This is a genomic window from Citrobacter sp. Cpo126 (assembly GCF_030332445.1).
Lineage (GTDB): Bacteria > Pseudomonadota > Gammaproteobacteria > Enterobacterales > Enterobacteriaceae > Citrobacter > Citrobacter portucalensis.
The window spans coordinates 109,046-132,710 of the sequence record NZ_JAOWHT010000027.1 but is presented as its reverse complement, the minus strand read 5'-3'; the positions used below and the strand labels follow the sequence as shown (position 1 = coordinate 132,710).

The window sequence follows — 23,665 nt, the reverse complement described above, 5'->3', positions numbered from 1 at the left end:
GCGCTACGTTTATCAGGCCTACAAGTCATGTAGGCCGGGTAAGGCTTGCCGTCACCCAACGTTAGAAAAGCAAAAAGCTCGCCGAAGCGAGCTTTTTTAATATGGCTGGGGTACGAGGATTCGAACCTCGGAATGCTGGTATCAGAAACCAGAGCCTTACCGCTTGGCGATACCCCAACGGGCGCACCCACAGAGTGGACGACTTTTTGAAATTGGCTGGGGTACGAGGATTCGAACCTCGGAATGCTGGTATCAGAAACCAGAGCCTTACCGCTTGGCGATACCCCAACAATTTTTTGGATTTACCGAACGAGTCGATACGTCCTTAATATGGTGGCTACGACGGGATTCGAACCTGTGACCCCATCATTATGAGTGATGTGCTCTAACCAGCTGAGCTACGTAGCCAAATACTAACATTTTCTTCGATGGCTGGGGTACCTGGATTCGAACCAGGGAATGCCGGTATCAAAAACCGGTGCCTTACCGCTTGGCGATACCCCAATGACCGTTGCGGTGAACCGCTATATCGAAGAAAAAAATGGCTGGGGTACCTGGATTCGAACCAGGGAATGCCGGTATCAAAAACCGGTGCCTTACCGCTTGGCGATACCCCATCCGTGCAACGCTTACGGGTGAATGGTGCGGGAGGCGAGACTTGAACTCGCACACCTTGCGGCGCCAGAACCTAAATCTGGTGCGTCTACCAATTTCGCCACTCCCGCAAAAAAGATGGTGGCTACGACGGGATTCGAACCTGTGACCCCATCATTATGAGTGATGTGCTCTAACCAGCTGAGCTACGTAGCCATCTTTTTTTCGCGTAACCTTATCGGCGTTGCGGGGCGCATTATGCGTATTGAGCCTTGAAGCGTCAACCCCTTTTTCATTGAAAATAGCTGGAATGTGACTGTTTGGTTAGGTTGCGAACAGCATGACGCAATATTCGGCAATTATTAGTTATTAATTGTTTTTTTGCACAGAAAACAAACATAAAAAAAGAGCCCCGCAGGGCTCTTATCTAAGGATTAACTTATTTATAAGCGGACTGGTGTACGCCAACGGCACGGCCAGACGGATCGTTCATGGTTTTAAACGCCTCATCCCATTCGATTGCTTTGGCAGAAGAACAGGCAACCGACGGCCCGCCCGGCACGCATTCGGCAGCGCTTGCTACCGGGAACAACTCTTCGAAAATCTCACGGTACAAATACGCTTCTTTTGACGATGGCGTGTTGTACGGGAAACGGAAGCTGGCGGTTTCCAGTTGTTGGTCTGAAACTTGTTCTGCAGCCACCTCTTTCAGCGTGTCAATCCAGCTGTAACCGACACCGTCAGAGAACTGCTCTTTCTGACGCCATGCGACGCTTGCCGGCAGGTAGGACTCAAAACATTCGCGCAGAACGTGTTTTTCCATTTTGCCGTTGCCGCACATTTTGTCCTGTGGGTTGATGCGCATCGCCACATCAAGGAATTTCTTATCCAGGAAGGGCACGCGGGCTTCTACACCCCAGGCCGACATGGCTTTGTTGGCACGGGCGCAGTCGAACATATGCAGCGCTTGCAGCTTGCGCACGGTTTCTTCGTGCAGTTCTTTTGCATCTGGCGCTTTGTGGAAATAGAGATAGCCGCCAAACACTTCGTCCGAACCTTCACCCGACAACACCATTTTAATGCCCATCGCTTTAATTTTACGCGACATTAAGTACATTGGCGTCGAGGCGCGAATCGTCGTGACATCGTAAGTTTCGATGTGATAAATCACGTCGCGGATCGCATCCAGACCTTCCTGCACGGTGAAGTGGATCTCATGGTGCACGGTCCCCAGATGGTTCGCCACCTCTTGCGCAGCTTTCAGATCCGGAGCGCCTTCCAGGCCGACGGCGAAGGAGTGCAGCTGTGGCCACCAGGCTTCGCTACGTTCCTGATCTTCAACACGGCGTGCCGCGTATTTTTTAGTTATCGCGGAAATTACGGATGAATCCAGACCGCCGGACAGCAGTACGCCATAAGGAACATCTGACATCAGGTGACTTTTCACCGCATCTTCCAGCGCCTGGCGCAGCTCGTTTTTATCGGTAACGTTGTCTTTGACTGCATCGTATTCAAACCAGTCGCGCTGGTAGTACTGACGAATTTCACCGTCTTTACTCCACAAATAGCTACCGGCCGGGAATTCTTTGATTGTGCGGCAGACAGGAACCAGCGCTTTCATTTCAGACGCAACGTAGAAGTTACCGTGCTCGTCGTAACCCATATACAGCGGGATGATCCCGATATGATCACGACCGATCAGGTAGGCGTCCTGCTCGCTGTCGTACAGAGCAAAAGCAAACATGCCTTGCAGGTCATCGAGGAACGCGGGTCCTTTTTCCTGATACAGCGCGAGGATAACTTCGCAGTCGGAACCGGTCTGGAACTGGTAGCGATCACCGTATTCAGCACGCAGCGTCTGGTGGTTATAAATTTCACCGTTAACCGCCAGGATATGTGTCTTCTTCACGTTGTACAGCGGCTGAGCACCGGCATTGACGTCGACGATGGACAGACGTTCGTGCGCCAGAATGGCGTTATCACAGGCGTAAATACCTGACCAGTCCGGGCCGCGGTGGCGCATCAGACGAGACAGTTCCAGGGCTTTTTTACGCAGTTCAACTGCGTCAGTTTTAATATCGAATACGCCAAAAATAGAACACATAACCTTCTCCGTTAATCTGTTGCGTGATGCTTTTTACGTTTGCTTGATAAAGAAAATGCCGCAAAGCTGGAGAGGGCGCAAGCGAATTACGGGTCAGAAAATAAAAAACGCAATGGTCATTGCTGATTGATGAAAAAAGATTATGTAATGAGCGCTATTATTGATGAATCAACAGTGAAGTGGTGATTTTATTGAATGGATGTCTTTTTCAGGCCGGATAACTTGCAGATGTTGTTATCCGGCTAAAGAGATTAAATGACGTCTATTTCAGCAACGGACGGGTAAATCCAGCTTGGTCTGAACGGCATGTTGTCAATATCATCAAGCTTGGATACGCCAGACAGTACCAGGATAGTTTCCAGACCCGCCTGAAAACCTGCCAGAATATCGGTACGCAGGTTGTCACCAACGATAACGGTTTCTTCCGAGTGCGCCTGCATTTTGTTGAGCGCCGCGCGAATAATCCACGGGCTGGGTTTGCCGACATAAAACGGTTTACGACCTGAGATCTTCTCAATACCGGCACAGAGTGCTCCACAGGCGGGATAAAAGCCGCGACCGTGGGTATCCGGGTTAGTGGCGATAAAACGCGCGCCGTTGGCGACAAAATAGGCTGCTTTATGCATCATGTCCCAGTTATAGGAACGTGTCTCGCCAACAATCACAAAATCGGGGTTCACGTCGGTAATGGTAAATCCAGCTTTATACAGTTCGTGAATTAACGCGCCTTCACCCACCACGTAGGCCTTTTTCCCTTCCTGGCGACGAAGAAAATCAGCGGTAGCCATCGCGGAAGTATAAAAGACGCTATCAGGGACATTCACACCCGCGGTGGCGAAGCGGTTTGCCAGATCTTGCCCGGTCTGCGAAGGGTAGTTAGTCAGCAGGACTAACGGCAGGCCTTTTTCCAGGATCCCAGTCAGAAATTCTGCCGCACCTGGTACGGCAACATTGTCGTGCATCAGCACGCCGTCGATATCACAAATTACATTCTTAATGGCCATGGACAATCCGACATTAAAAAAAGAAGGCATTACTATACACAAAATACACTACATCATTCGAGTTGCATCAAGGCGGCAAGTCTGCGAACCCCTGGAGCTTACTGAAGTAAGTGACCGGGGTGAGCAGATGCAGCTAACGCAGAGGCAGCTCGAAGGATGACGTGTATTAGCTTTCCAGCAAACGTTGCAGCAATGTCCCGTTGAGCATTGCGCGCTTCACCAGCGCAAAGGCGCCAATGGCGGAGCGGTGATCCAGCGTGGACCGAACCACCGGTAAATTATGGCGAAACGCCTTCAACGCCTGCGTGTTGATACAGCTTTCTATTGCAGGCAGCAGCACCTTATCCGCCTCGGTAATTTCGCCCGCAATGACGATTTTTTGCGGGTTAAACAGGTTGATGGCAATGGCGATAGTTTTACCCAGATGGCGACCAACGTGCTCAATGACTTCTGATGCCAGATTATCGCCTTTATTTGCTGCCTTACAGATGGCTTTGATGCTGCAATCATCCAGCGTGAGTCGACTTGGATAACCCTGCTCCAGTAAGTTCTGCACGCGATGTTCAATAGAAGCATTGGCGGCAATGGTTTCCAGGCAGCCGAAATTACCGCAGTGACAGCGCTCACCCAGCGGCTCTACCTGAATATGACCAATCTCGCCGACGTTGCCATTGCGACCGATGAAAATTCGGCCATTGGAGATGATACCCGCACCGGTTCCGCGGTGCACTCGTACCAAAATGGAGTCTTCGCAATCCTGGCTTGCCCCGAAATAGTGCTCAGCCAGCGCAAGGCTGCGAATATCATGTCCAACAAAGCAGGTGACGTTGAAGCGTTTTTCGAGCGCTTCGACCAGTCCCCAGTTTTCGACCTGAATGTGTGGCATATAGCGGATGACGCCGCTTTCAGGGTCGACAAGGCCTGGCAGGATGACAGAAATTGCGATCAGCTCACGGATTTTCCGCTGGCAGCTCTCAATAAAGATGGCAATGGTGTTGAGCAGCGCATATTCCAGCGTTTCCTGGGTGCGCTCCGGGAGGGGGTAATGCTCTTCAGCAACCACTTTACTGCTCATATCATAGAGTGTGAGCGTCGTATCATGGCGACCCAGTCGTACGCCAATGGCGTGGAAATTGCGAGTTTCTGTGACGATAGAGATAGCGCGGCGGCCCCCGGTGGAGGCCTGCTGATCGACTTCTTTGATCAGCCCGCGTTCGATCAACTGACGCGTAATTTTGGTTACGCTGGCGGGGGCAAGCTGGCTTTGCTCGGCAATTTGAATTCGCGAGATTGGCCCGTGTTGGTCAATCAGGCGATAAACCGCCGCGCTGTTAAGCTGTTTTACGAGATCAACATTACCTATTTGAGCTTGTCCGCCTGGTGTCATTCTTTCTCTTACTCAGTAACGACCTCGTTGCCATTAACGATGGTCTTGATGATTTTAAAGTCGTGCGTGAACGCAGTCAGGTTGGCTACTTTGCCTGGCGCGATGCTGCCGAGTTGTTTGTCGACGCCAATGGCGCGAGCAGGGTAGAGCGTTGCCATGCGTAAGACTTCGTCGAGAGCGATATTCGCATGTTCGACCAGATTGCGTACGCCTTCAATCATGGTTAATGATGAACCGCTCAACGTACCGTTCTCATCAACACACAGTCCATTGCGGTAGTATATTGTTTTACCAGCGAAAATGAACTGTTCAATGTTTGCACCTGCTGGCGCGGTCGCGTCAGTAACCAGGCACAGCTTGTCGCCTTTCAGGCGCTTAGCATTACGAATGTTAACGTAGTCAACGTGCAGGCCATCGGCGATGATACCGCAGTAGATATCGGCTTCATCCAAGATAGCGCCCGCCAGACCGGGTTCGCGGCCGGTAATGTACGGCATCGCGTTGAACAGATGCGTTGCAAAGGTAATACCTGCACGGAATCCGATTTTTGCTTCTTTTACCGTTGCATTGGAATGACCCGCAGAAACCACGATACCCGCATTCACCAATTTGGTGATGACCTCTACCGGGACCATTTCTGGCGCCAGTGTGACTTTGGTGATCACATCCGCATTATCGCACAGGAAATCAACCAGTGCAGCGTCCGGCTGACGGACAAATCCCGGATTATGGGTGCCTTTTTTCACCAGGTTCAGCCACGGGCCTTCAAGATGAAGTCCTAATGCCTGATTCGGGTGTTTCGCCAGGTATTCACGCATCACGCGAACACCTTGTTTCATCAGGTCATCGCTGGTGGTGATAAGCGTTGGCAAATAGTTGGTGCAGCCAGATTTTTCATTGGCTTTCTGCATGATTTCCAGCGTTTCAACGGTTACGGCTTCTGCCGTATCGTTAAACTGCACACCGCCGCAGCCGTTCAGCTGTACATCAATAAAACCGGGGGAAACAATGGCCCCATTCAGTGAGCGCTGTTCAATCCCTGACGGTAATTCAGCCAGTGGGCAAACGCTGTCGATCAGGCCATTGGCGACAACAATCGCATGGTCATCAAGAATTTCGTGACCGGTAAAGATCCGGCCCTGGGTTAAAGCATACATTCCGACCCCCGATTTCAAAAAAATGCCGCCCTGCAACTTATCGACAGGGCGGAGACATCAATTACAGACCTTTAATATTTTCCGCTTCTAACTCGTTGAAGTATTTCAGCGTCTTCACTTTCAGTTCCATGGTGGAAGGCTCATCGCAGACCACAACGGCTTTTGGATGCAACTGCAGGCAGCTGATGGTCCACATGTGGTTAACGTTGCCTTCAACGGCGGCTTGCAGCGCCTGTGCTTTCTGGTGGCCCAGAACCAGGATCATCACTTCTTCAGCATCCAGCAGGGTGCCCACGCCAACGGTCAGCGCATATTTAGGCACCTGGCTTACGTCGCCGTCAAAGAAGCGTGAGTTAGCAACACGTGTGTCGTGAGTCAGCGTTTTGATGCGGGTACGGGAAGCCAAAGAGGAAGCGGGCTCGTTGAACGCAATGTGACCATCGTTGCCTACACCGCCCATAAACAGGTGGATTTTACCGTAAGAACGGATTTTTTCTTCATACTGACGGCATTCTGCATCAATATCCGGCGCGTTACCATTGAGGAGGTTGATGTTTTCTGCTGGAATATCAACGTGATCAAAGAAATTGCGGTGCATAAAGCTGTGGTAGCTTTCCGGATGCTCTTTCGGCAGGCCAACATATTCGTCCATGTTGAACGTAACAACATGCTTGAAGCTCACCTGGCCCGCTTTGTGCATTTCAACCAATGCTTTATAAGCTGTCAGCGGAGTACCGCCAGTCGGCAGGCCCAGAACGAACGGACGATCTGCCGTTGGTTTGAACGCGTTAATACGGTTAACGATATGGCGAGCAGCCCATTTGCCGACTTGTTCAGCGGTATTCAGGGGGATCAGTCTCATTCTTCACCTCAAAAGTAAAAGTAAGCAGTTGGCGGATTGAGTCTCTGTGCAGTAATAAGCGTAACCTGGTTTTGCATCGGTAAGGATCAATCCGTTTCGATTTTTTGAATGATAAAATAAGTTTTCGTAGTTAGCCAGTGAAAGGGAGGGTTAATAACGATATTTGGTGACTGGAATCACAAAAAACACGCGTTTAATTTGCGATACGAATTAATTTTTCACACACTCTGAATGTAGATGAATGGTTAATATCGTTGTTCCAGAATCTTGCTGTCAGGAATGGTCGCACAATAAAAATATGGCTTCAAAGAAGCCTAATCGGGGTCTCGTAGGGGGAATAAAATGAATATTTTAGGTTTTTTCCAGCGGCTGGGTAGGGCGTTACAGCTCCCCATCGCTGTGCTGCCAGTCGCGGCACTGCTGCTGCGATTCGGCCAACCAGATTTACTTAACGTACCCTTCATCGCGCAAGCGGGTGGGGCCATCTTTGATAACCTCGCGTTAATTTTTGCGATCGGTGTTGCTTCCAGCTGGTCAAAAGACAGCGCAGGAGCAGCAGCGCTGGCAGGTGCGGTCGGTTATTTCATATTGACCAAAGCAATGGTTACCATTAACCCTGCAATCAATATGGGCGTGCTGGCTGGTATCATCACCGGTCTGGTCGGCGGTGCCGTGTATAACCGCTGGTCTGGTATCAAACTGCCTGACTTCCTGAGCTTCTTTGGCGGCAAACGATTTGTGCCGATCGCCACTGGCTTCTTCTGTCTGGTGCTGGCTGCTATCTTCGGTTACGTATGGCCGCCGGTGCAGAACGCCATCCATGCGGGTGGTGAGTGGATCGTGGGCGCTGGCGCGCTGGGTTCCGGTATCTTTGGTTTCATCAACCGTCTGCTGATCCCAACCGGTCTGCATCAGGTGCTGAACACCATCGCCTGGTTCCAGATTGGCGAATTTACTAATGCTGCAGGTACCGTATTCCACGGTGACATCAACCGCTTCTACGCGGGTGACGGCACTGCGGGTATGTTCATGTCTGGCTTCTTCCCAATCATGATGTTTGGTCTGCCGGGTGCGGCGCTGGCGATGTACTTCGCGGCTCCGAAAGCACGTCGTCCGATGGTTGGCGGTATGCTGCTGTCCGTTGCGATCACCGCGTTCCTGACCGGTGTTACCGAGCCGCTGGAATTCCTGTTCATGTTCCTGGCTCCACTGCTGTACCTCCTGCACGCACTGTTAACGGGTATCAGCCTGTTCGTTGCAACACTGCTGGGGATCCACGCAGGCTTCTCCTTCTCCGCAGGTGCTATCGACTACGTGTTGATGTACAACCTGCCGGCAGCAAGCCAGAACGTCTGGATGCTGGTGGTGATGGGGCTGGTGTTCTTCGTTATCTACTTTGTGCTGTTCAGCGCGGTTATTCGTATGTTTAACCTGAAAACGCCGGGCCGCGAAGATAAAGAAGACGATATCGTTACTGAAGAAGCCAACAGCAACACTGAAGAAGGTTTGGCTCAACTTGCAACCAACTACATTGCAGCGGTTGGCGGTACTGATAACCTGAAAGCGATTGATGCCTGTATCACTCGTCTGCGTCTGACCGTTGCCGACTCCGGTCGCGTTAACGATGCGATGTGTAAGCGTTTAGGCGCATCTGGGGTAGTTAAGCTGAACAAGCAAACTATCCAGGTCATCGTGGGGGCGAAAGCCGAATCCATCGGCGACGAAATGAAGAAAGTTGTCGCGCGTGGCCCGGTGGCAGCAGCATCTGGTGAAAGTGCGCCAGCAGCAGCGGCTCCAGTAGCAAAACCGCAGGCTGTAGCGAATGCAGTCACCGTTGAAGCGCTGGTTTCTCCGATTACTGGTGACGTAGTTGCTCTGGATCAGGTTCCTGATGAAGCCTTCGCCAGCAAAGCAGTAGGCGACGGCGTGGCAGTGAAACCAACGGATAAAATCGTGGTTGCTCCGGCTGCGGGCACCATCGTGAAAATCTTCAACACTAACCATGCGTTCTGCCTGGAAACTGTTAAAGGCGCGGAAATCGTGGTCCATATGGGCATCGATACCGTAGCGCTGGAAGGCAAAGGCTTTAAGCGTCTGGTTGAAGAAGGTGCTGAAGTTACGGCAGGCCAACCGATTCTGGAAATGGATCTGGAGTTCCTGAACGCTAACGCACGTTCGATGATAAGCCCGGTTGTGTGCAGCAACAGCGATGATTTCGGCGCTCTGGTTATTAAAGCCGAAGGTCATGTGGTTGCCGGTCAAACACCACTGTATGAGATTAAAGGTAAATAACTGCTCCTGAGTAAAGTGAGTTAAGTGCCTTAAGCGGCGGGGGATATTCCTCCGCCGCTTTTTTTTGCAGCAAATGCCCTCATATATCCTGTTGAAACACCTTTTTTGTGCAACTAATAGTTGTCTCCTGACGTCGCTTATAAGATCATACTCCGTTATACGTTGTTTACGCTTTGAGGAATCCACGATGAGTGAGGCTGAAGCCCGCCCGAGTAACTTTATTCGTCAGATCATCGATGAAGATCTGGCCAGTGGTAAGCACACCACTATCCATACCCGTTTTCCGCCGGAGCCAAATGGCTATCTGCACATTGGCCACGCGAAATCCATTTGTCTGAACTTTGGCATTGCGCAAGATTACCAGGGCCAGTGCAACCTGCGTTTTGATGATACGAACCCGGTTAAAGAAGATATCGAGTACGTTGAGTCGATTAAAAACGACGTTGAATGGTTAGGTTTCCACTGGACTGGCGACATTCGCTACTCTTCGGATTACTTCGATCAGCTTCACGCCTATGCGGTAGAGCTTATTAATAAAGGCCTGGCGTACGTTGACGAACTGTCAGCGGACGAAATCCGCGAATACCGCGGCACGCTGACTCAGCCTGGCAAAAATAGCCCGTACCGCGATCGTAGCGTCGAAGAGAACCTGGCGCTGTTCGAAAAAATGCGTACCGGTGGCTTTGAAGAAGGTAAAGCCTGCCTGCGCGCGAAAATCGATATGGCGTCGCCGTTTATCGTGATGCGCGATCCGGTGCTGTACCGCATTAAGTTCGCCGAACACCACCAGACCGGCAACAAGTGGTGCATCTACCCGATGTACGACTTTACCCACTGCATCAGCGATGCGCTGGAAGGCATTACGCATTCCCTGTGTACGCTGGAGTTCCAGGATAACCGTCGTCTGTACGACTGGGTGCTGGACAACATCACCATTCCGGTTCATCCGCGTCAGTACGAATTCTCGCGCCTGAATCTGGAATATACCGTGATGTCCAAGCGCAAGCTGAACCTGCTGGTGACCGACAAGCACGTTGAAGGCTGGGACGATCCGCGTATGCCGACGATTTCTGGCCTGCGTCGTCGCGGTTACACCGCTGCCGCGATCCGTGAGTTCTGCAAACGCATTGGCGTGACCAAGCAAGACAACACCATTGAGATCGCTTCTCTGGAATCCTGTATCCGCGAAGATCTGAACGAAAACGCCCCGCGCGCGATGGCGGTTATCGATCCGGTTAAACTGGTTATCGAAAACTATCCGCAGGGCGAAAGCGAATTGGTCACCATGCCTAACCATCCGAACAAACCGGAAATGGGCAGCCGCGAAGTGCCATTTAGCGGTGAAATTTGGATCGATCGCGCAGACTTCCGTGAAGAAGCGAACAAGCAGTACAAGCGTCTGGTGATGGGCAAAGAAGTACGTCTGCGCAATGCTTATGTGATCAAAGCCGAACGTGTTGAGAAAGATGCGGAAGGGAATATCACCACCATTTTCTGCACCTACGATGCCGACACCCTGAGCAAAGACCCGGCCGATGGTCGTAAAGTCAAAGGCGTTATTCACTGGGTGAGCGCATCCCATGCGCTGCCGATTGAAATCCGCTTGTACGATCGTCTGTTTAGCGTGCCAAATCCAGGCGCGGCGGAAGACTTCCTGTCCGTTATTAACCCGGAATCGCTGGTCATTAAGCAGGGTTACGGTGAGCCGTCGCTGAAGGCAGCGGTTGCAGGTAAAGCGTTCCAGTTTGAGCGTGAAGGTTACTTCTGCCTGGACAGTCGTTATGCAACGGCTGACAAGCTGGTGTTTAACCGTACCGTTGGTCTACGTGACACGTGGGCTAAAGCGGGCGAATAAGCCGCAACACATCCTCTCTAAACGCCGCTTCATGCGGCGTTTTTTTTCGCAAAAAAACCGTGTTCCAGGCTCCGTTTGCGGAGCGAATTAATTACATGTCCGTAATAATGGACTGGGCGAATGTTTTTACGTTTAAATAACTTACCTCAATATGAAATGGGCTAAAACCGATTTCATCTCCATGGAAAACAAGCGATTTTTTCATTTTTTCAACGCTTTTTTATCTTCCGATGAAAATGTAACAGAAAGCAATCAAATATGTGCGGTTGCTCATACTATTACATACTCGTTACAGAAAGAGATTGATAATTCGCGTCGCGAAAAATAGTCTATTCATTGTAGTCACTGAGGTTTTCTTAGCGCTACTTTTTTATTTTTTGTTTTTTCGCTGTCCGCTTTTGTCGGCAGCATTTTATACGTCAAAGAGGATTAACATATGCGTACGTTTAGTGGCAAACGTAGTACGCTGGCGCTGGCTATCGCCGGTATCACAGCAATGTCGGGTTTTGTTGTCGCTCCACAGGTACACGCCGAAGGATTTATTGATGACTCAACCTTAACCGGTGGCATCTATTACTGGCAGCGTGAGCGTGACCGTAAAGATGTGACCGATCATGACAAATACAAAACCAACCTTTCTCACTCCACCTGGAACGCTAACCTCGACTTCCAGTCCGGTTATGCGGCCGATATGTTTGGTATTGATATCGCAGCATTTACCGCGATTGAAATGAACGAAAGTAGCGAAAGCGGCCATCCAAACGAAATCGCATTCTCTTCCAAAAATAAAGGCTATGACGAGGATTACTCCGGCGATAAGAGCGGGATTAGCCTTTATAAAGCAGCAGCTAAATTTAAATACGGCCCAACCTGGGCGCGCGCCGGTTACATTCAACCAACCGGGCAGACTCTGCTGGCACCGCACTGGAGCTTTATGCCAGGTACCTATCAGGGTGCTGAAGCCGGTGCCAATTTCGATTACGGTGATGCTGGCGCACTGAGTTTCTCCTATATGTGGGCTAACGAATATAAAGCACCGTGGCACACTGAAGTCGATAAATTCTATCAGGCTGATAAAAAGACCAGCGTTGATTACCTGCACTCAATTGGCGCGAAATATGACTTCAAGAATAACCTGTTGCTGGAAGCGGCATTTGGTCAGTCTGAAGGTTATGTCGATCAGTACTTCGCAAAAGCCAGCTATAAATTTGATTTAGGCGGTAACCCATTTACCACCAGCTACCAGTTCTACGGCGCACGCGACAAAGTTGATGATCGTACCGTGAACGATATTTATGATGGCACTGCCTGGTTGCAGGCGTTGACCTTTGGCTACAAAGTGGCAGAAGTCGTCGACCTTCGTCTGGAAGGGACCTGGGTTAAAGCGGACGGCCAGCAGGGTTACTTCCTGCAGCGTATGACCCCAACCTACGCCTCTTCAAACGGTCGTCTGGATGTCTGGTGGGATAACCGTTCTGACTTCAACGCCAACGGTGAAAAGGCAGTCTTCTTCGGCGCAATGTATGACCTGAAGAACTGGAATCTGCCGGGCTGGGCGGTAGGCGCGTCCTACGTTTACGCATGGGATGCTAAGCCATCAACCTGGCAGCTCAACCCGGATGCGTACTACGACAAAAACCGGACTATCGAAGAATCTTCTTACAGCCTGGATGCGGTCTACACCCTGCAGGAAGGTCGTGCGAAGGGCACCATGTTTAAGCTGCACTTCACTCAGTACGACAACCATTCAGACATTCCGAGCTGGGGCGGTGGTTACGGCAACATGTTCCAGGATGAGCGCGACGTGAAGTTCATCGTTATTGCTCCGTTCACCATCTTCTAATGCCAACAGCGGCAGGTCGGGTGCCTGCCGCATCGTTGAGGAAAGTGCTATGAAAAAACTGATACTCATCGCCGTTATGGCATCAGGGCTGGTGGCGTGTGCGCAATCTCCTGCGCCGAAAGAGGACAGCCGTCTGAAAGAAGCCTACAGCGCGTGTATTAATACCGCGCAGGGATCGCCGGAGAAAATTGAAGCCTGCCAAAGCGTGTTGAATGTGCTGAAGAAAGAAAAACAGCACCAACAGTTTGCCAATGAAGAAAGCGTACGCGTGCTGGATTATCAGCAGTGTATCCAGGCCACGCGCACGGGTAACGGTCAGTCCGTCAATGCTGATTGTGACAAGGTCTGGCAGGAAATACGCAGTAAGAATACTGCGCAGTAAATCGAAAAAAGAAAATACAACGGGCGGAGAATTCTCCGCCCGTTTGCATGTCAGAGTTTCTGTTCGGCCGGTTGATAATGACGACTCAGGCGGACAAACAGCATTGCCGTGGCGGCGAGTCCGCAAAGTGCCGCGCACATCAGCCACCATCCCGGCGAGCTTTTATCTCCGGTTAGCTGGACCAGCGCCGTGGATATGACGGGTGTCAGACCGCCAAAAATCGCCGTAGCCAGACTGAAGGCCAGTGAAAAACCCACCGTACGGACATAGACAGGCATCACCTCGGTGAGTGCCGCGACCATTGCCCCATTGTACATACCAAAAAAGAACGAGAACCAAAGCAGAACCAACGTCATGCGCATAAAATCTGGCGCGGCGGTGAGCCAGTGCATGACCGGCCAGGTGGTGAGCAGTGCGAGTACGGTAATCCCCATCAACACCGGGCGGCGACCAATTCGGTCAGAAATCGCTCCGCCAATCGGCAGCCAGATAAAGTTAGAAATACCGACCAGCATGGTGACGACCAGGCTATCGCGCGCGCTCAGGTGGAGTACAGCCCTGCCATAGGTCGGGGTATAGACGGTAATAAAGTAAAACGTCGTTGTGGTCATCGCCACCAGCAGTGTACCCGCTGAGATCAGACGCCAGTTTTTGATGATAGTGGTGAAAATTTCCCTGGTGTCGGGACGGTGTGTACGTTGTAAAAATGCGTCCGTTTCCTGAAGCGAGCGGCGCAGGACGAAGATCAACGGAATAATCATACAACCAATAAAGAACGGAATGCGCCAGCCCCATTCAGAGATTTCATCGTGCCCCAGCGTGGCATTCAGGCCGTAGCCAATCAGCGCTGCCACCACAATGGCAACCTGTTGGCTGGCAGACTGCCAGCTGGTGTAGAAACCTTTATTGCCAGGCGTGGCGATTTCAGAAAGATAAACCGAAACGCCGCCCAACTCTACGCCCGCAGAGAAGCCCTGCAATAATCGACCGACTAATACCAGCACAGGAGCCAGCAGGCCAATACTTTGATAACCGGGAACCAGGGCAATCAACAGGGTCCCGCAGCCCATGATCGCCAGCGTCACCATCAGTCCTTTGCGGCGACCAATTCTGTCGATATAAGCACCCAGCACGATTGCGCCAACGGGCCGCATTAAAAAACCCGAACCGAAAACCGCAAAGGTCAACATGAGCCCGGCAAACTCACTCTCCGCGGGGAAGAAAGTCTTTGCGATATAGGTGGCGTAAAACCCGAACAGAAAAAAGTCGAACTGTTCGAGAAAATTACCGCTGGTTACCCGCAGTATTGCGCCGAAAGTTCCGGTGCGCGATGGTTGTTGTGTCATTGGGTTTGCTCCACTGTCTTATCATAATATTTATAGAGGTAAGAGTTTGCGGGTTAGTCGCCTGAGACTCCCGCCTGTTTGCCGCGCCGTTTCTCAATCGCCCACTTGAGTAAGGCTGCGCAGCGGTAAAATCCGTGGGCAAATTTTCCGTAAGGAATGGTCAGAAAAAGCGCCATGACCACACCGAGATGAATGGCCAGTAAAATAGCCATCCATGAGGTATCTCTTCCCGCCAGCAGCGCCAGACCGGTCAGACTGGTCAGCAGCAGCAGCAAAATAAAACCGCGATCCATCGGTTTTTGCCGGGCGTCGCCGTGTAGCGGTGAGCGCCTGAGATTAAGCCATAGCAAGCCAGCCGGACCGACAACCAGGCCAATGCCACCCAACGTGCCCAGCATGACCGGAATGCTGAAGAACGGGTAGGGTGCTTCTATGCCTGCAAAGTAGTGATAGCCCGTTGCCACCACGGTGGCGGCAAAGCAGAGCATAAAACCATAGAAGGTAAAGTGGTGGAAACGGCGACGCATCAGGGTGAAAGCATCATCCGCTTCGTTACAACCTTTGCCATGGCCTCCATCGAGATACTTCAGCGTCAGCGCATTGTGCGAGGCTTCAGCAATCTCGGCGGAACGCGGCATGTCCGGAGAAATCTCGCGCCAGAAGCGGATAACGCCTGCCATCAGCAAACCGATCGCCAGAATAAACACCGAACCAAACATCCAGGCCAGCAGGTTATGCGGGAAAATTTGATAGAAATCCCCGGCCAGTGGAGGATGGAATAATGAACCTTTCAAACCTATAGCGAGGAGTAAAAACAGGATCAGACCGAAAACCAGCGCCAGCGTCACGGTTACGCCTGCGCGACGATAAAGCGTGCCAAAGGCGGCGGGTTGCGCGTAATGCTGATAGGTTTCGAGCCGGACTTCCGCCATCGCTTTCGGCACGTTGATGGCAAATTCATGAGGCGGGGCATACTGACACGCGTGCAGGCAAGCGCCGCAGTTATGGCACAAATTTGCCAGATAATTGATATCCGCTTTACCGAATTCCAGACGCTGCGTCATGGCCGGGAACACGGCGCAAAAGCCTTCGCAATAGCGGCAGGCGTTACACACCTGCATTACACGTTCAACTTCCGCTTCCGGTTCGGTGATAATTTGCGCTTCGATGATCAGTTTCTCAAGCTGCTTCATGACGTGTCTCCTTACGTGCGGCCAGCGCGGCTTCTTTTCCGGCAATGCGGCCAAAGGTCGTGCCGATCGACATCCCCACGCCTGCGGTGTAACCCTTGCCCAGCACGTTGCCCGCCATCATCTCTCCGGCGACGAATAGGTTACGGCTTGGAAGCCCTGCAAAATGCACAGCGGCGCGTTCGTTCACTTTTAACCCAAGATAAGTGAAGGTGATTCCTGGCCGAAGGGCGTAGCCGTAGTAAGGCGGTTGATCCAGCGGTCGCGCCCAATGCGTTTTCGCGGGTAGCAAATCTTTAGTGGCGCAGTTATCCAGAACGGTATGGTCGAACTGACCTGGCTGGCAGGCGTTGTTGTACTCTGTCACGGTGTGGGTAAAGCGTTCGGCATCCAGTCCTAACTGAAAGGCCAGTTCAGCCAGCGTATTGGCCTGCGTGCCAGGAAAGACCGGAGGCATGAAGTGTCCGATAGCTTTACTGTCGATGATGGAGTAGCCAATCTGTCCTGGCTGTTGAGCGACCAGACGTCCCCAGATGGCGTAGCGTTTCGGCCAGAAATCTTCGCCTTCATCATAAAAACGATCTGCGTCCCGGTTCACCACAATACCGAGCGAGACGCAGTCCACGCGAGTGCAAATTCCGCCATCATATAATGGTGCTCTGGCATCAATAGCAACACAGTGTGACTGGGAGGGATCGCCGATAATGTCTGCGCCAGCATCCATCATAAATTTGAGCAGTACGCCCTGATTAAAACGCGTGCCGCGAATCAGAAAGTTATCCGCAGGCCACTCGCCGCGGGCATTTTCCCCCCAGGCTTCGCGCAACCACTCCCGGTTAGATTCGAATCCGCCAGCGGCAAGCACGCAGGACTTAGCGGTGATGCGCTCTTCGCCTGCCAACGCCGCCACGAACTCGCCATTACGCAGTTCAAGCGCCTGAACGGGGGTGTTATAGCGAATTTGAACGCCCAGCTTTTCTGCGCTGCGATAATAGGCATTCACCAGGGCCTTTCCACCGCCCATAAAAAAGGCGTTGGTTCGCGCCACGTGCAAAGCGCCGGAGAGAGGAGGTTGAAAGTTAACGCCGTGCTGACGCATCCAGTCACGGCATTGTGAAGAGGTACGGATCACCAGACGCGCCAGCGCTTCGTTGGTATTCCCTTCCGTGACGCGCCACAGATCCTGCCAGAATTCTTCTTCAGGATAGCTTTCCACCAGCACATCCTGCGGCGCGTCATGCATACAACGTAAATTACGTGTGTGTTGGGAGTTTCCTCCGCGCCATTCACGGGGAGCCGCTTCGAGCAGGAGTACCGAAGCTCCTTGCTCGCGGGCAGACAAGGCAGCGCATAACGCGGCATTGCCACCACCAATCACCAGAACATCAACCATCGTATACTCCATTACCATTTAACCATTTGTTAAATTTGTAATTGAAATGTATACGCACGGCTTGTGCGGGCGCTATGACGTAGCGCTAAAGAGGGCTTTAGTTATTGTAAAGGATGGCACCTGGCCAGCTTCCTGCTTCTACCAGTTGATGCATCACTTTCGTCAGTACCACGCGGGCAGCGAGGCCCGCCGGGGTGAGCTCATCGTCAGAGAGGCTCACCAGAAAGTTGGGGCGGCTAAGTATCGGATTATGGACGCCGATCACTCTTAGCGTCTCTTTATCGAGATGGGAAATCGCCGCTCCGGGTTGAAGAGTGGCGCCAATGCCACTGCGCACGGCGCGCATCAGCAGCGCCAGACCATCAATTTCTGTCGCGATCTCAATGTTCAGCGCGTGTTCCTGACTAATTGCCTCCAGCCTGCCGCGCAGACCGTGGCCTGGGCTTGGCATTATCAATGGAATACTCGCCAGTTGGGCAGGCGCAATATTGTCATCGGCAATATCAGCCAGTAGGGCATGGGTCCCAATCAAAAACAGCCGTTCTTCGAGAATCGGTCTGGCACTCCAGCGCAGGATCTTTTCTTTTTGAAACACCACAGCCAGATCAATCTGGCGGGTATTAATCATCCGTTCCAGATTACCAGAGAGACTTTCCACCACGTGCAGGCGAACATCGCTATAGCTTTCCCGCATGGCGTGAATAAAAGGCATACCGAGAACGGAAGCGGTACTGGGAGCCATACCGACGCTGACGTGCCCGGAAAGCCGGGACTCTCGTGCGGCGAGGATCGCATCGTCTGCGTGACGGAGCGCCAGCTGCGCCTGGGAGTAAAAAGCCAGCCCGGCGCTGGTGGGCGTCACGCCTCGCGAGGTGCGCTGCAGCAGGCGAATAGCGAGTTCGTTTTCCAGACGCGACATTTGCTGGCTGAGTGCCGAAACCCCGATATTGAGATCGAGTGCCGCGCTACCCATGCTGCCGGTTTCTACAATGCGCACAAAATAGCGTAGCTGGCGAAGTTCCATTTCGACTCTCCGGAAGGGGCAATTGATTTTACATTAAAGCAACACAGGAGCGGAGGGAAGGGGAAAAGGGCAGGTAACGCCCATAAAAAAAGCCAACCGGAGGGTTGGCTTTTCAGAAAGCATTACATTATTTGCCGTCGTGGGCGTGCTCATCTTCGCGGCAATCGCCTTCGGCGCAGTGACCGTAAAGATAGAGGCTATGGTTAGTTAAGCGAATGCCATGTTTAGCCGCAATCTCACGCTGGCGGGCTTCGATGGAATCATCGCTGAACTCGACCACTTTGCCGCAGTCGAGGCAAATGAGGTGATCGTGGTGATGCTGTTGAGTCAGTTCGAAGACGGATTTACCGCCTTCAAAATTATGGCGGGTCACGATACCGGCATCATCAAACTGGTTCAGCACACGATACACGGTCGCCAGACCAATCTCTTCACCCATATCGATCAGGCGTTTGTATAAGTCTTCCGCACTGACGTGATGGTTATCCGGTTCCTGAAGAACTTCCAGAATTTTTAAACGAGGAAGCGTTACTTTCAGGCCAGCCTTCTTTAATGCGGTATTGTTGTCAGTCATGCGGAATCTGTCCTGTAGCTAAACGATTCACTTCATTAACAGAAGTGACAGAAATTGCACTTGAGATAATGCGTATCATTATAGAACTGCCATGGCTAAATGAAAACTGCAAGTCTCTGGCATATATTGTTAATCAAAACGTGGTATCGCCGACAAACACACTGTGCAACACCCGATTGGCATCCAGCCATTGTACAGGGTCAGACGAAAAAGTTACAAATTTGTAGCAATTATTTTGATTGGTTTTATCTATTGATGCGGCGCAGATGGAAATCTGCGCCGCACGAAATCAGGCATTAATGATTTCGTCGAGGTGCAGCTCTTCAGAGATCTGCTTAACCCATTTTTCTACGCGTTCTGCTGTCAGTTCTGGCTGGCGATCTTCATCGATAGCCAGACCGACAAAGTGGTCGTCGTCAGCCAGGCCTTTAGACGCTTCAAAGTGATAACCCGCAGTCGGCCAGTGACCAACGATAGTTGCGCCGCGCGGTTCGATGATGTCGCGAATGGTCCCTAACGCATCACAGAAATATTCTGCGTAATCTTCCTGGTCGCCGCAGCCGAACAATGCAACCAGTTTGCCATTAAAATCAATGTCTTCGAGGGTAGGGAAGAAGTCGTCCCAGTCACACTGCGCTTCACCGTAGTACCAGGTTGGGATGCCGAGCAGCAGAATGTCATAACCTTCGAGGTCTTCTTTGCTGCTTTTTGCAATGTCATGAACATCGGCAACGTCTTTACCAAGCTGTTTTTGAATCATTTTTGCGATGTTTTCGGTATTACCGGTGTCGCTGCCGAAAAAGATGCCAGTGATTGCCATGAGTAAAATAACCTCTTGAAACTTATTGAAATGGTGGTGGCGCATTGCCCACGGATAAGGGCAATCATAGCAGAACAGTCAGGCATGCGGAAACAGCAAACACGCAGGACTGCACTCTGTGCTACACGATTTATGATTTAGAGCAGAAATTCAGACTATGCCTGACCGCGCAATGTGCTGAGTTGGGTCATCAGCATCTCTTCGATGAGTTCACTGCGACTCATGTTGCGCGCCTCGGCCAGCTCGTTCAGAGCGTCAACGGCATCAGCGTTCAGTTTCAGTTCGACACGCTTAAGCCCGCGAACTTTGTCACGCTTAAGCTGATTACGTTTATTAATACGTAACTGTTCATCACGCGAGAGCGGATTAGTTTTGGGTCGTCCCGGGCGACGCTCCTGCGCGAACAGATCTAATGTCGTACGGTCCGTTTGTTCTTTGGCCATGATCTTGGTGACTTCGGGGAAACAATCAGCCAGGCGTCTGCCCGGATGGATAGCGCGCCATAATACATCAGCAGGGGTGACACGCCAACGCCCACGCGCGTAATCGCGCGCAGACGCTGAGTTTTTAATCAGTTAGCCTGTTCGTTCAGATAACGACGGATGGCGCGCAGCACCGCCTCCGGTTTTTCCGCATGCACCCAATGACCGGCTCCAGCAATAACATGCGCCCGAGCCTGTGGGAATTGCGCCAGCAGTTGTTCGCGATACGCTTCGGTAACATACGGTGAGTTGCCGCCAGGGATAAACAGCGCCGGGTGCTCCCATGCAGGAATGGTTTCCCAACCGACGATATGAGGATACTGATCCCACAGCACGGGAACGTTAAAACGCCACTCGCCGTCGACGAAAGATTTCAGCAGAAACTGGATTACGCCTTCTTCATGCAGATGTTGACGCATGACGCTGGCCGCTTGCTGACGCGAAGTGGCCTGGGCATCGGTTACGGCATTAATAGCGGTAAAGATCGCATCGTGACGGCGAACATGATAGTCGACCGGCGCAATATCAATGGCCACCAGTCGATCGATACGATCAGGAGCCAGCGCGGTTAACGCCATGACGGCTTTTCCCCCCATCGAGTGACCAATAAAGGTCGCCTTTTCTATTTGCTGAGCGTCCAGCGTATCCAGCAAATCTTGCGCCATGGCCGGATAATTCATCTCAGGGGAACGAGGGGAGAGGCCATGATTTCGCATATCGACCTGGATGATATCGTGATCGACCACCAGATCGCGTGCCAGGATCCCCAGGTTATCCAGACTGCCAAACAGGCCGTGAACCAGGACGATGGGAGAATTATTGTGCAGGTTTTGCGCAGATTGCGCTCGGATATTCAATTTCATGGCAAAGTTCTTTTTTTCACACTCACGGGTTAGGGTATCATGTTGACCATTCTGCCACATGGCTGCAACAACTACGGTTACTCTGAGTTTTGCTGGTCACCAGGCTTGACGCTATCCGCTGTTGGGATTTGCCTTTACACTACGTGTGTTTACCCCGACAACTTGTATTCAGCTAAACACTGCACTGGATTAAGATGAAAACGATTGAAGTTGATGATGAACTCTATAGCTATATTGCCAGCCACACCAAGCATATTGGCGAGAGCGCATCCGACATTTTACGGCGTATGTTGAAATTTTCCGCCGCATCACAGCCTGTCACTCCGGTAGTCAAAGAAGTCCGCGCTGTGCAACCTGTCGTGGAAGCTAAGCCGGTTAACCCCGTAAAAGATAAAGTGCGCGCGATGCGTGAACTGCTGCTGTCCGACGAATACGCGGAACAGAAGAAAGCAGTAAATCGCTTTATGCTGGTGCTGTCTACACTCTATTCACTGGATCAAAACGCGTTCGCCGAAGCAACGGAATCGTTGCATGGCCGTACGCGCGTTTATTTTGCAGCGGATGAACAGACGCTGCTGAAAAATGGTAATCAAACCAAACCGAAACACGTGCCAGGCACGCCGTACTGGGTGATCACCAACACCAATACCGGCCGTAAATGCAGCATGGTTGAACACATCATGCAGTCAATGCAATTCCCTGCGGAATTGATTGAAAAGGTTTGCGGAACAATTTAATCCTTGCATTAGAAGGACCAGGCAATGGCAATCCACAACCGTGCAGGTCAACCTGCGCAACAGAGTGATTTGATTAACGTCGCCCAACTGACGGCACAGTACTATGTACTGAAACCAACAGCAGGGAACGCTGAGCACGCCGTTAAGTTCGGTACGTCCGGACATCGTGGCAGTGCAGGTCGTCATAGTTTTAACGAGCCGCATATTCTGGCTATCGCTCAGGCGATTGCTGAAGAACGTGCGAAAAACGGGATTACTGGCCCGTGCTATGTGGGCAAGGATACCCACGCGCTGTCTGAACCGGCTTTTATCTCTGTACTGGAAGTGCTGGCGGCGAACGGCGTTGACGTCATCGTGCAGGAAAATAACGGCTTTACGCCAACCCCTGCTGTGTCGAATGCTATCCTGGTCCACAACAAAAAAGGCGGCCCGCTGGCTGACGGCATTGTGATCACGCCGTCCCACAACCCGCCGGAAGATGGCGGCATTAAATATAACCCGCCAAACGGTGGTCCGGCAGATACCAACGTCACCAAAGTGGTGGAAGACAGAGCCAACGCGCTGCTGGCTGACGGTCTGCAAGGCGTGAAGCGCATGTCGCTGGATGCTGCGCTGGCATCTGGTCATGTAACAGAGCAGGATCTGGTTCAGCCGTTTGTTGAAGGACTGGCTGACATCGTCGACATGGCAGCGATCCAAAAAGCGGGTCTGACACTGGGTGTCGATCCGCTGGGCGGTTCCGGTATCGAATACTGGAAGCGTATTGCTAAGCACTACAACCTGAACCTGACTATCGTTAACGATCACGTTGATCAGACTTTCCGTTTCATGCATCTCGACAAAGATGGCGCAATCCGCATGGACTGCTCCTCCGAGTGCGCGATGGCGGGCCTGCTGGCGCTGCGCGACAAGTTCGATCTGGCCTTTGCCAACGACCCAGACTACGACCGTCACGGTATCGTCACCCCGGCAGGGCTGATGAATCCGAACCACTATCTGGCGGTGGCGATCAACTACCTGTTCCAGCATCGTCCGCAGTGGGGCAAAGACGTTGCCGTTGGTAAGACGCTGGTGTCCTCGGCGATGATTGACCGCGTGGTGAATGATTTAGGGCGTAAACTGGTCGAAGTGCCGGTTGGCTTTAAATGGTTTGTTGACGGTCTGTTCGACGGCAGCTTTGGCTTTGGTGGTGAAGAGAGCGCGGGGGCATCTTTCCTGCGTTTCGACGGTACACCGTGGTCGACCGACAAAGACGGCATCATCATGTGCCTGTTGGCGGCAGAAATTACTGCAGTGACCGGTAAAAATCCGCAGGAGCACTACAACGAACTGGCTGCCCGCTTTGGTGCGCCGAGCTACAACCGCCTGCAGGCAAGTGCGACCTCCGCGCAGAAAGCGGCGCTGTCTAAGCTGTCTCCGGAAATGGTGAGTGCCAGCACGCTGGCGGGCGACCCGATCACCGCACGTCTGACGGCGGCACCGGGCAACGGTGCTTCTATCGGCGGTCTGAAAGTGATGACTGACAACGGCTGGTTTGCCGCTCGTCCGTCCGGCACCGAAGACGCTTATAAAATCTACTGCGAGAGCTTCCTCGGTGAAGAACATCGCAAGCAGATTGAAAAAGAAGCGGTTGAGATCGTCAGCGAAGTGCTGAAAAACGCGTAAACCGTAGGCCGGATAAGACGCTAGCGTCGCTATCCGGTATGAATAAAAAAGCCGGATAGCTTTGTGCTGATCCGGCTTTTTTTATTCGGCT

20 protein-coding genes and 7 tRNA genes are annotated in these 23,665 nt (G+C 52.0%); 6 read left to right on the top strand and 21 right to left on the bottom strand.

Going from position 1 to position 23,665, the window contains the following annotated elements:
• Positions 1-102: 102 nt before the first annotated feature.
• The 12 genes from OGY17_RS05685 to nagB form a co-directional block, all read right to left on the bottom strand.
• Positions 103-177: transfer RNA gene (locus tag OGY17_RS05685), tRNA-Gln, on the bottom strand.
• Between the two features lie 36 nt (positions 178-213).
• Positions 214-288: transfer RNA gene (locus OGY17_RS05680), tRNA-Gln, on the bottom strand.
• Between the two features lie 43 nt (positions 289-331).
• Positions 332-408, bottom strand: a tRNA-Met gene (locus tag OGY17_RS05675).
• A gap of 21 nt (positions 409-429) precedes the next feature.
• Positions 430-504 (bottom strand) — tRNA-Gln (locus OGY17_RS05670).
• Positions 505-542: 38 nt separating this feature from the next.
• Positions 543-617, bottom strand: a tRNA-Gln gene (locus OGY17_RS05665).
• Positions 618-640: 23 nt separating this feature from the next.
• Positions 641-725 (bottom strand) — tRNA-Leu (locus tag OGY17_RS05660).
• 8 nt (positions 726-733) lie between these two features.
• Positions 734-810: transfer RNA gene (locus tag OGY17_RS05655), tRNA-Met, on the bottom strand.
• Between the two features lie 223 nt (positions 811-1,033).
• Positions 1,034-2,698 (bottom strand): asparagine synthase B, encoded by a 1,665-nt coding sequence (asnB, locus tag OGY17_RS05650; RefSeq protein WP_008784099.1) that lies wholly within the window; start codon positions 2,696-2,698, stop codon positions 1,034-1,036.
• 251 nt (positions 2,699-2,949) lie between these two features.
• A complete protein-coding gene (nagD, locus tag OGY17_RS05645; protein WP_003022792.1) occupies positions 2,950-3,702 on the bottom strand; it encodes a ribonucleotide monophosphatase NagD in 753 nt (250 codons plus the stop codon).
• A gap of 166 nt (positions 3,703-3,868) precedes the next feature.
• Positions 3,869-5,089, bottom strand: coding sequence for a DNA-binding transcriptional regulator NagC (gene nagC, locus OGY17_RS05640; protein WP_008784100.1), 1,221 nt, complete (start codon positions 5,087-5,089; stop codon positions 3,869-3,871).
• 8 nt (positions 5,090-5,097) lie between these two features.
• Positions 5,098-6,246, bottom strand: coding sequence for an N-acetylglucosamine-6-phosphate deacetylase (nagA, locus tag OGY17_RS05635; RefSeq protein WP_003831339.1), 1,149 nt, complete (start codon positions 6,244-6,246; stop codon positions 5,098-5,100).
• Between the two features lie 61 nt (positions 6,247-6,307).
• Entirely contained in the window at positions 6,308-7,108 is an 801-nt protein-coding gene (gene nagB, locus OGY17_RS05630; protein ID WP_003022803.1) for a glucosamine-6-phosphate deaminase, read from the bottom strand.
• 342 nt (positions 7,109-7,450) lie between these two features.
• On the opposite strand from nagB, the gene nagE reads away from it, so the two are divergent.
• The 4 genes from nagE (at position 7,451) to OGY17_RS05610 (ending at position 13,480) form a co-directional block, all read left to right on the top strand.
• Positions 7,451-9,400, top strand: coding sequence for a PTS N-acetyl glucosamine transporter subunit IIABC (nagE, locus tag OGY17_RS05625; protein ID WP_008784102.1), 1,950 nt, complete (start codon positions 7,451-7,453; stop codon positions 9,398-9,400).
• 187 nt (positions 9,401-9,587) lie between these two features.
• Complete coding sequence (gene glnS / locus OGY17_RS05620; RefSeq protein WP_008784103.1) at positions 9,588-11,255, top strand: glutamine--tRNA ligase; 1,668 nt, start codon at positions 9,588-9,590, stop codon at positions 11,253-11,255.
• Between the two features lie 436 nt (positions 11,256-11,691).
• The gene (gene chiP, locus OGY17_RS05615; protein WP_008784105.1) at positions 11,692-13,098 is read left to right on the top strand and encodes a chitoporin ChiP; all 1,407 of its coding nucleotides are present in this window, start codon (positions 11,692-11,694) and stop codon (positions 13,096-13,098) included.
• Positions 13,099-13,147: 49 nt separating this feature from the next.
• Positions 13,148-13,480 (top strand): ChiQ/YbfN family lipoprotein, encoded by a 333-nt coding sequence (locus OGY17_RS05610; protein WP_008784106.1) that lies wholly within the window; start codon positions 13,148-13,150, stop codon positions 13,478-13,480.
• Positions 13,481-13,530: 50 nt separating this feature from the next.
• Here OGY17_RS05610 and OGY17_RS05605 read toward each other — a convergent pair whose 3' ends face one another.
• From OGY17_RS05605 to ybfF, 9 genes are all read right to left on the bottom strand, one after another.
• Positions 13,531-14,826: an MFS transporter gene (locus OGY17_RS05605; protein ID WP_008784107.1), complete on the bottom strand. Its 1,296-nt coding sequence runs from the start codon at positions 14,824-14,826 to the stop codon at positions 13,531-13,533.
• A 53-nt stretch (positions 14,827-14,879) separates the two neighbouring features.
• Positions 14,880-16,019, bottom strand: coding sequence for a tricarballylate utilization 4Fe-4S protein TcuB (gene tcuB / locus OGY17_RS05600; protein WP_267441608.1), 1,140 nt, complete (start codon positions 16,017-16,019; stop codon positions 14,880-14,882).
• Positions 16,006-17,409 carry an FAD-dependent tricarballylate dehydrogenase TcuA gene (gene tcuA, locus OGY17_RS05595; protein WP_267441609.1) on the bottom strand — a complete coding sequence of 468 codons (1,404 nt, stop codon included), beginning with the start codon at positions 17,407-17,409 and terminating at the stop codon, positions 16,006-16,008. The genes tcuB and tcuA overlap by 14 nt, the downstream gene beginning before the upstream one ends.
• Before the next feature lie 97 nt (positions 17,410-17,506).
• A complete protein-coding gene (gene tcuR, locus OGY17_RS05590; protein ID WP_043015590.1) occupies positions 17,507-18,433 on the bottom strand; it encodes a tricarballylate utilization LysR family transcriptional regulator TcuR in 927 nt (308 codons plus the stop codon).
• Between the two features lie 127 nt (positions 18,434-18,560).
• Positions 18,561-19,007 (bottom strand): ferric iron uptake transcriptional regulator, encoded by a 447-nt coding sequence (gene fur / locus OGY17_RS05585; protein ID WP_003022836.1) that lies wholly within the window; start codon positions 19,005-19,007, stop codon positions 18,561-18,563.
• The gene (locus OGY17_RS05580; protein WP_100247215.1) at positions 19,000-19,086 is read right to left on the bottom strand and encodes a ryhB-regulated fur leader peptide; all 87 of its coding nucleotides are present in this window, start codon (positions 19,084-19,086) and stop codon (positions 19,000-19,002) included. Before OGY17_RS05580 ends, fur begins: the two co-directional genes overlap by 8 nt.
• Before the next feature lie 210 nt (positions 19,087-19,296).
• The gene (gene fldA, locus OGY17_RS05575; protein ID WP_003022839.1) at positions 19,297-19,827 is read right to left on the bottom strand and encodes a flavodoxin FldA; all 531 of its coding nucleotides are present in this window, start codon (positions 19,825-19,827) and stop codon (positions 19,297-19,299) included.
• Positions 19,828-19,982: 155 nt separating this feature from the next.
• On the bottom strand, positions 19,983-20,270 hold the full coding sequence (ybfE, locus tag OGY17_RS05570; RefSeq protein ID WP_003831362.1) for a LexA regulated protein: 288 nt from the start codon (positions 20,268-20,270) through the stop codon (positions 19,983-19,985).
• 128 nt (positions 20,271-20,398) lie between these two features.
• Positions 20,399-21,172 (bottom strand): esterase, encoded by a 774-nt coding sequence (gene ybfF / locus OGY17_RS05565; RefSeq protein ID WP_048236466.1) that lies wholly within the window; start codon positions 21,170-21,172, stop codon positions 20,399-20,401.
• A gap of 194 nt (positions 21,173-21,366) precedes the next feature.
• Here ybfF and seqA point away from each other — a divergent pair, with 194 nt between their 5' ends.
• The gene (gene seqA / locus OGY17_RS05560) at positions 21,367-21,909 is read left to right on the top strand and encodes a replication initiation negative regulator SeqA (RefSeq protein ID WP_048214679.1); all 543 of its coding nucleotides are present in this window, start codon (positions 21,367-21,369) and stop codon (positions 21,907-21,909) included.
• 24 nt (positions 21,910-21,933) lie between these two features.
• Entirely contained in the window at positions 21,934-23,574 is a 1,641-nt protein-coding gene (gene pgm / locus OGY17_RS05555) for a phosphoglucomutase (alpha-D-glucose-1,6-bisphosphate-dependent) (protein ID WP_008784117.1), read from the top strand.
• The last annotated feature ends 91 nt before the right edge of the window (positions 23,575-23,665 follow it).

Excerpts from the sequence above, each read along its gene's own strand:
- tcuA (WP_267441609.1), bottom strand. The coding sequence starts at position 17,409 with ATGGTTGATGTTCTGGTGATTGGTGGTGGCAATGCCGCGTTATGCGCT.
- OGY17_RS05580 (WP_100247215.1), bottom strand. The coding sequence starts at position 19,086 with ATGATACGCATTATCTCAAGTGCAATTTCTGTCACTTCTGTTAATGAA.
- nagC (WP_008784100.1), bottom strand. The coding sequence starts at position 5,089 with ATGACACCAGGCGGACAAGCTCAAATAGGTAATGTTGATCTCGTAAAA.
- chiP (WP_008784105.1), top strand. The coding sequence starts at position 11,692 with ATGCGTACGTTTAGTGGCAAACGTAGTACGCTGGCGCTGGCTATCGCC.
- pgm (WP_008784117.1), top strand. The coding sequence starts at position 21,934 with ATGGCAATCCACAACCGTGCAGGTCAACCTGCGCAACAGAGTGATTTG.
- ybfE (WP_003831362.1), bottom strand. The coding sequence starts at position 20,270 with ATGGCCAAAGAACAAACGGACCGTACGACATTAGATCTGTTCGCGCAG.
- OGY17_RS05610 (WP_008784106.1), top strand. The coding sequence starts at position 13,148 with ATGAAAAAACTGATACTCATCGCCGTTATGGCATCAGGGCTGGTGGCG.
- asnB (WP_008784099.1), bottom strand. The coding sequence starts at position 2,698 with ATGTGTTCTATTTTTGGCGTATTCGATATTAAAACTGACGCAGTTGAA.
- nagD (WP_003022792.1), bottom strand. The coding sequence starts at position 3,702 with ATGGCCATTAAGAATGTAATTTGTGATATCGACGGCGTGCTGATGCAC.
- OGY17_RS05605 (WP_008784107.1), bottom strand. The coding sequence starts at position 14,826 with ATGACACAACAACCATCGCGCACCGGAACTTTCGGCGCAATACTGCGG.
- ybfF (WP_048236466.1), bottom strand. The coding sequence starts at position 21,172 with ATGAAATTGAATATCCGAGCGCAATCTGCGCAAAACCTGCACAATAAT.
- tcuB (WP_267441608.1), bottom strand. The coding sequence starts at position 16,019 with ATGAAGCAGCTTGAGAAACTGATCATCGAAGCGCAAATTATCACCGAA.
- fldA (WP_003022839.1), bottom strand. The coding sequence starts at position 19,827 with ATGGCAATCACTGGCATCTTTTTCGGCAGCGACACCGGTAATACCGAA.
- nagE (WP_008784102.1), top strand. The coding sequence starts at position 7,451 with ATGAATATTTTAGGTTTTTTCCAGCGGCTGGGTAGGGCGTTACAGCTC.
- nagA (WP_003831339.1), bottom strand. The coding sequence starts at position 6,246 with ATGTATGCTTTAACCCAGGGCCGGATCTTTACCGGTCACGAAATTCTT.
- nagB (WP_003022803.1), bottom strand. The coding sequence starts at position 7,108 with ATGAGACTGATCCCCCTGAATACCGCTGAACAAGTCGGCAAATGGGCT.
- tcuR (WP_043015590.1), bottom strand. The coding sequence starts at position 18,433 with ATGGAACTTCGCCAGCTACGCTATTTTGTGCGCATTGTAGAAACCGGC.
- fur (WP_003022836.1), bottom strand. The coding sequence starts at position 19,007 with ATGACTGACAACAATACCGCATTAAAGAAGGCTGGCCTGAAAGTAACG.
- seqA (WP_048214679.1), top strand. The coding sequence starts at position 21,367 with ATGAAAACGATTGAAGTTGATGATGAACTCTATAGCTATATTGCCAGC.
- glnS (WP_008784103.1), top strand. The coding sequence starts at position 9,588 with ATGAGTGAGGCTGAAGCCCGCCCGAGTAACTTTATTCGTCAGATCATC.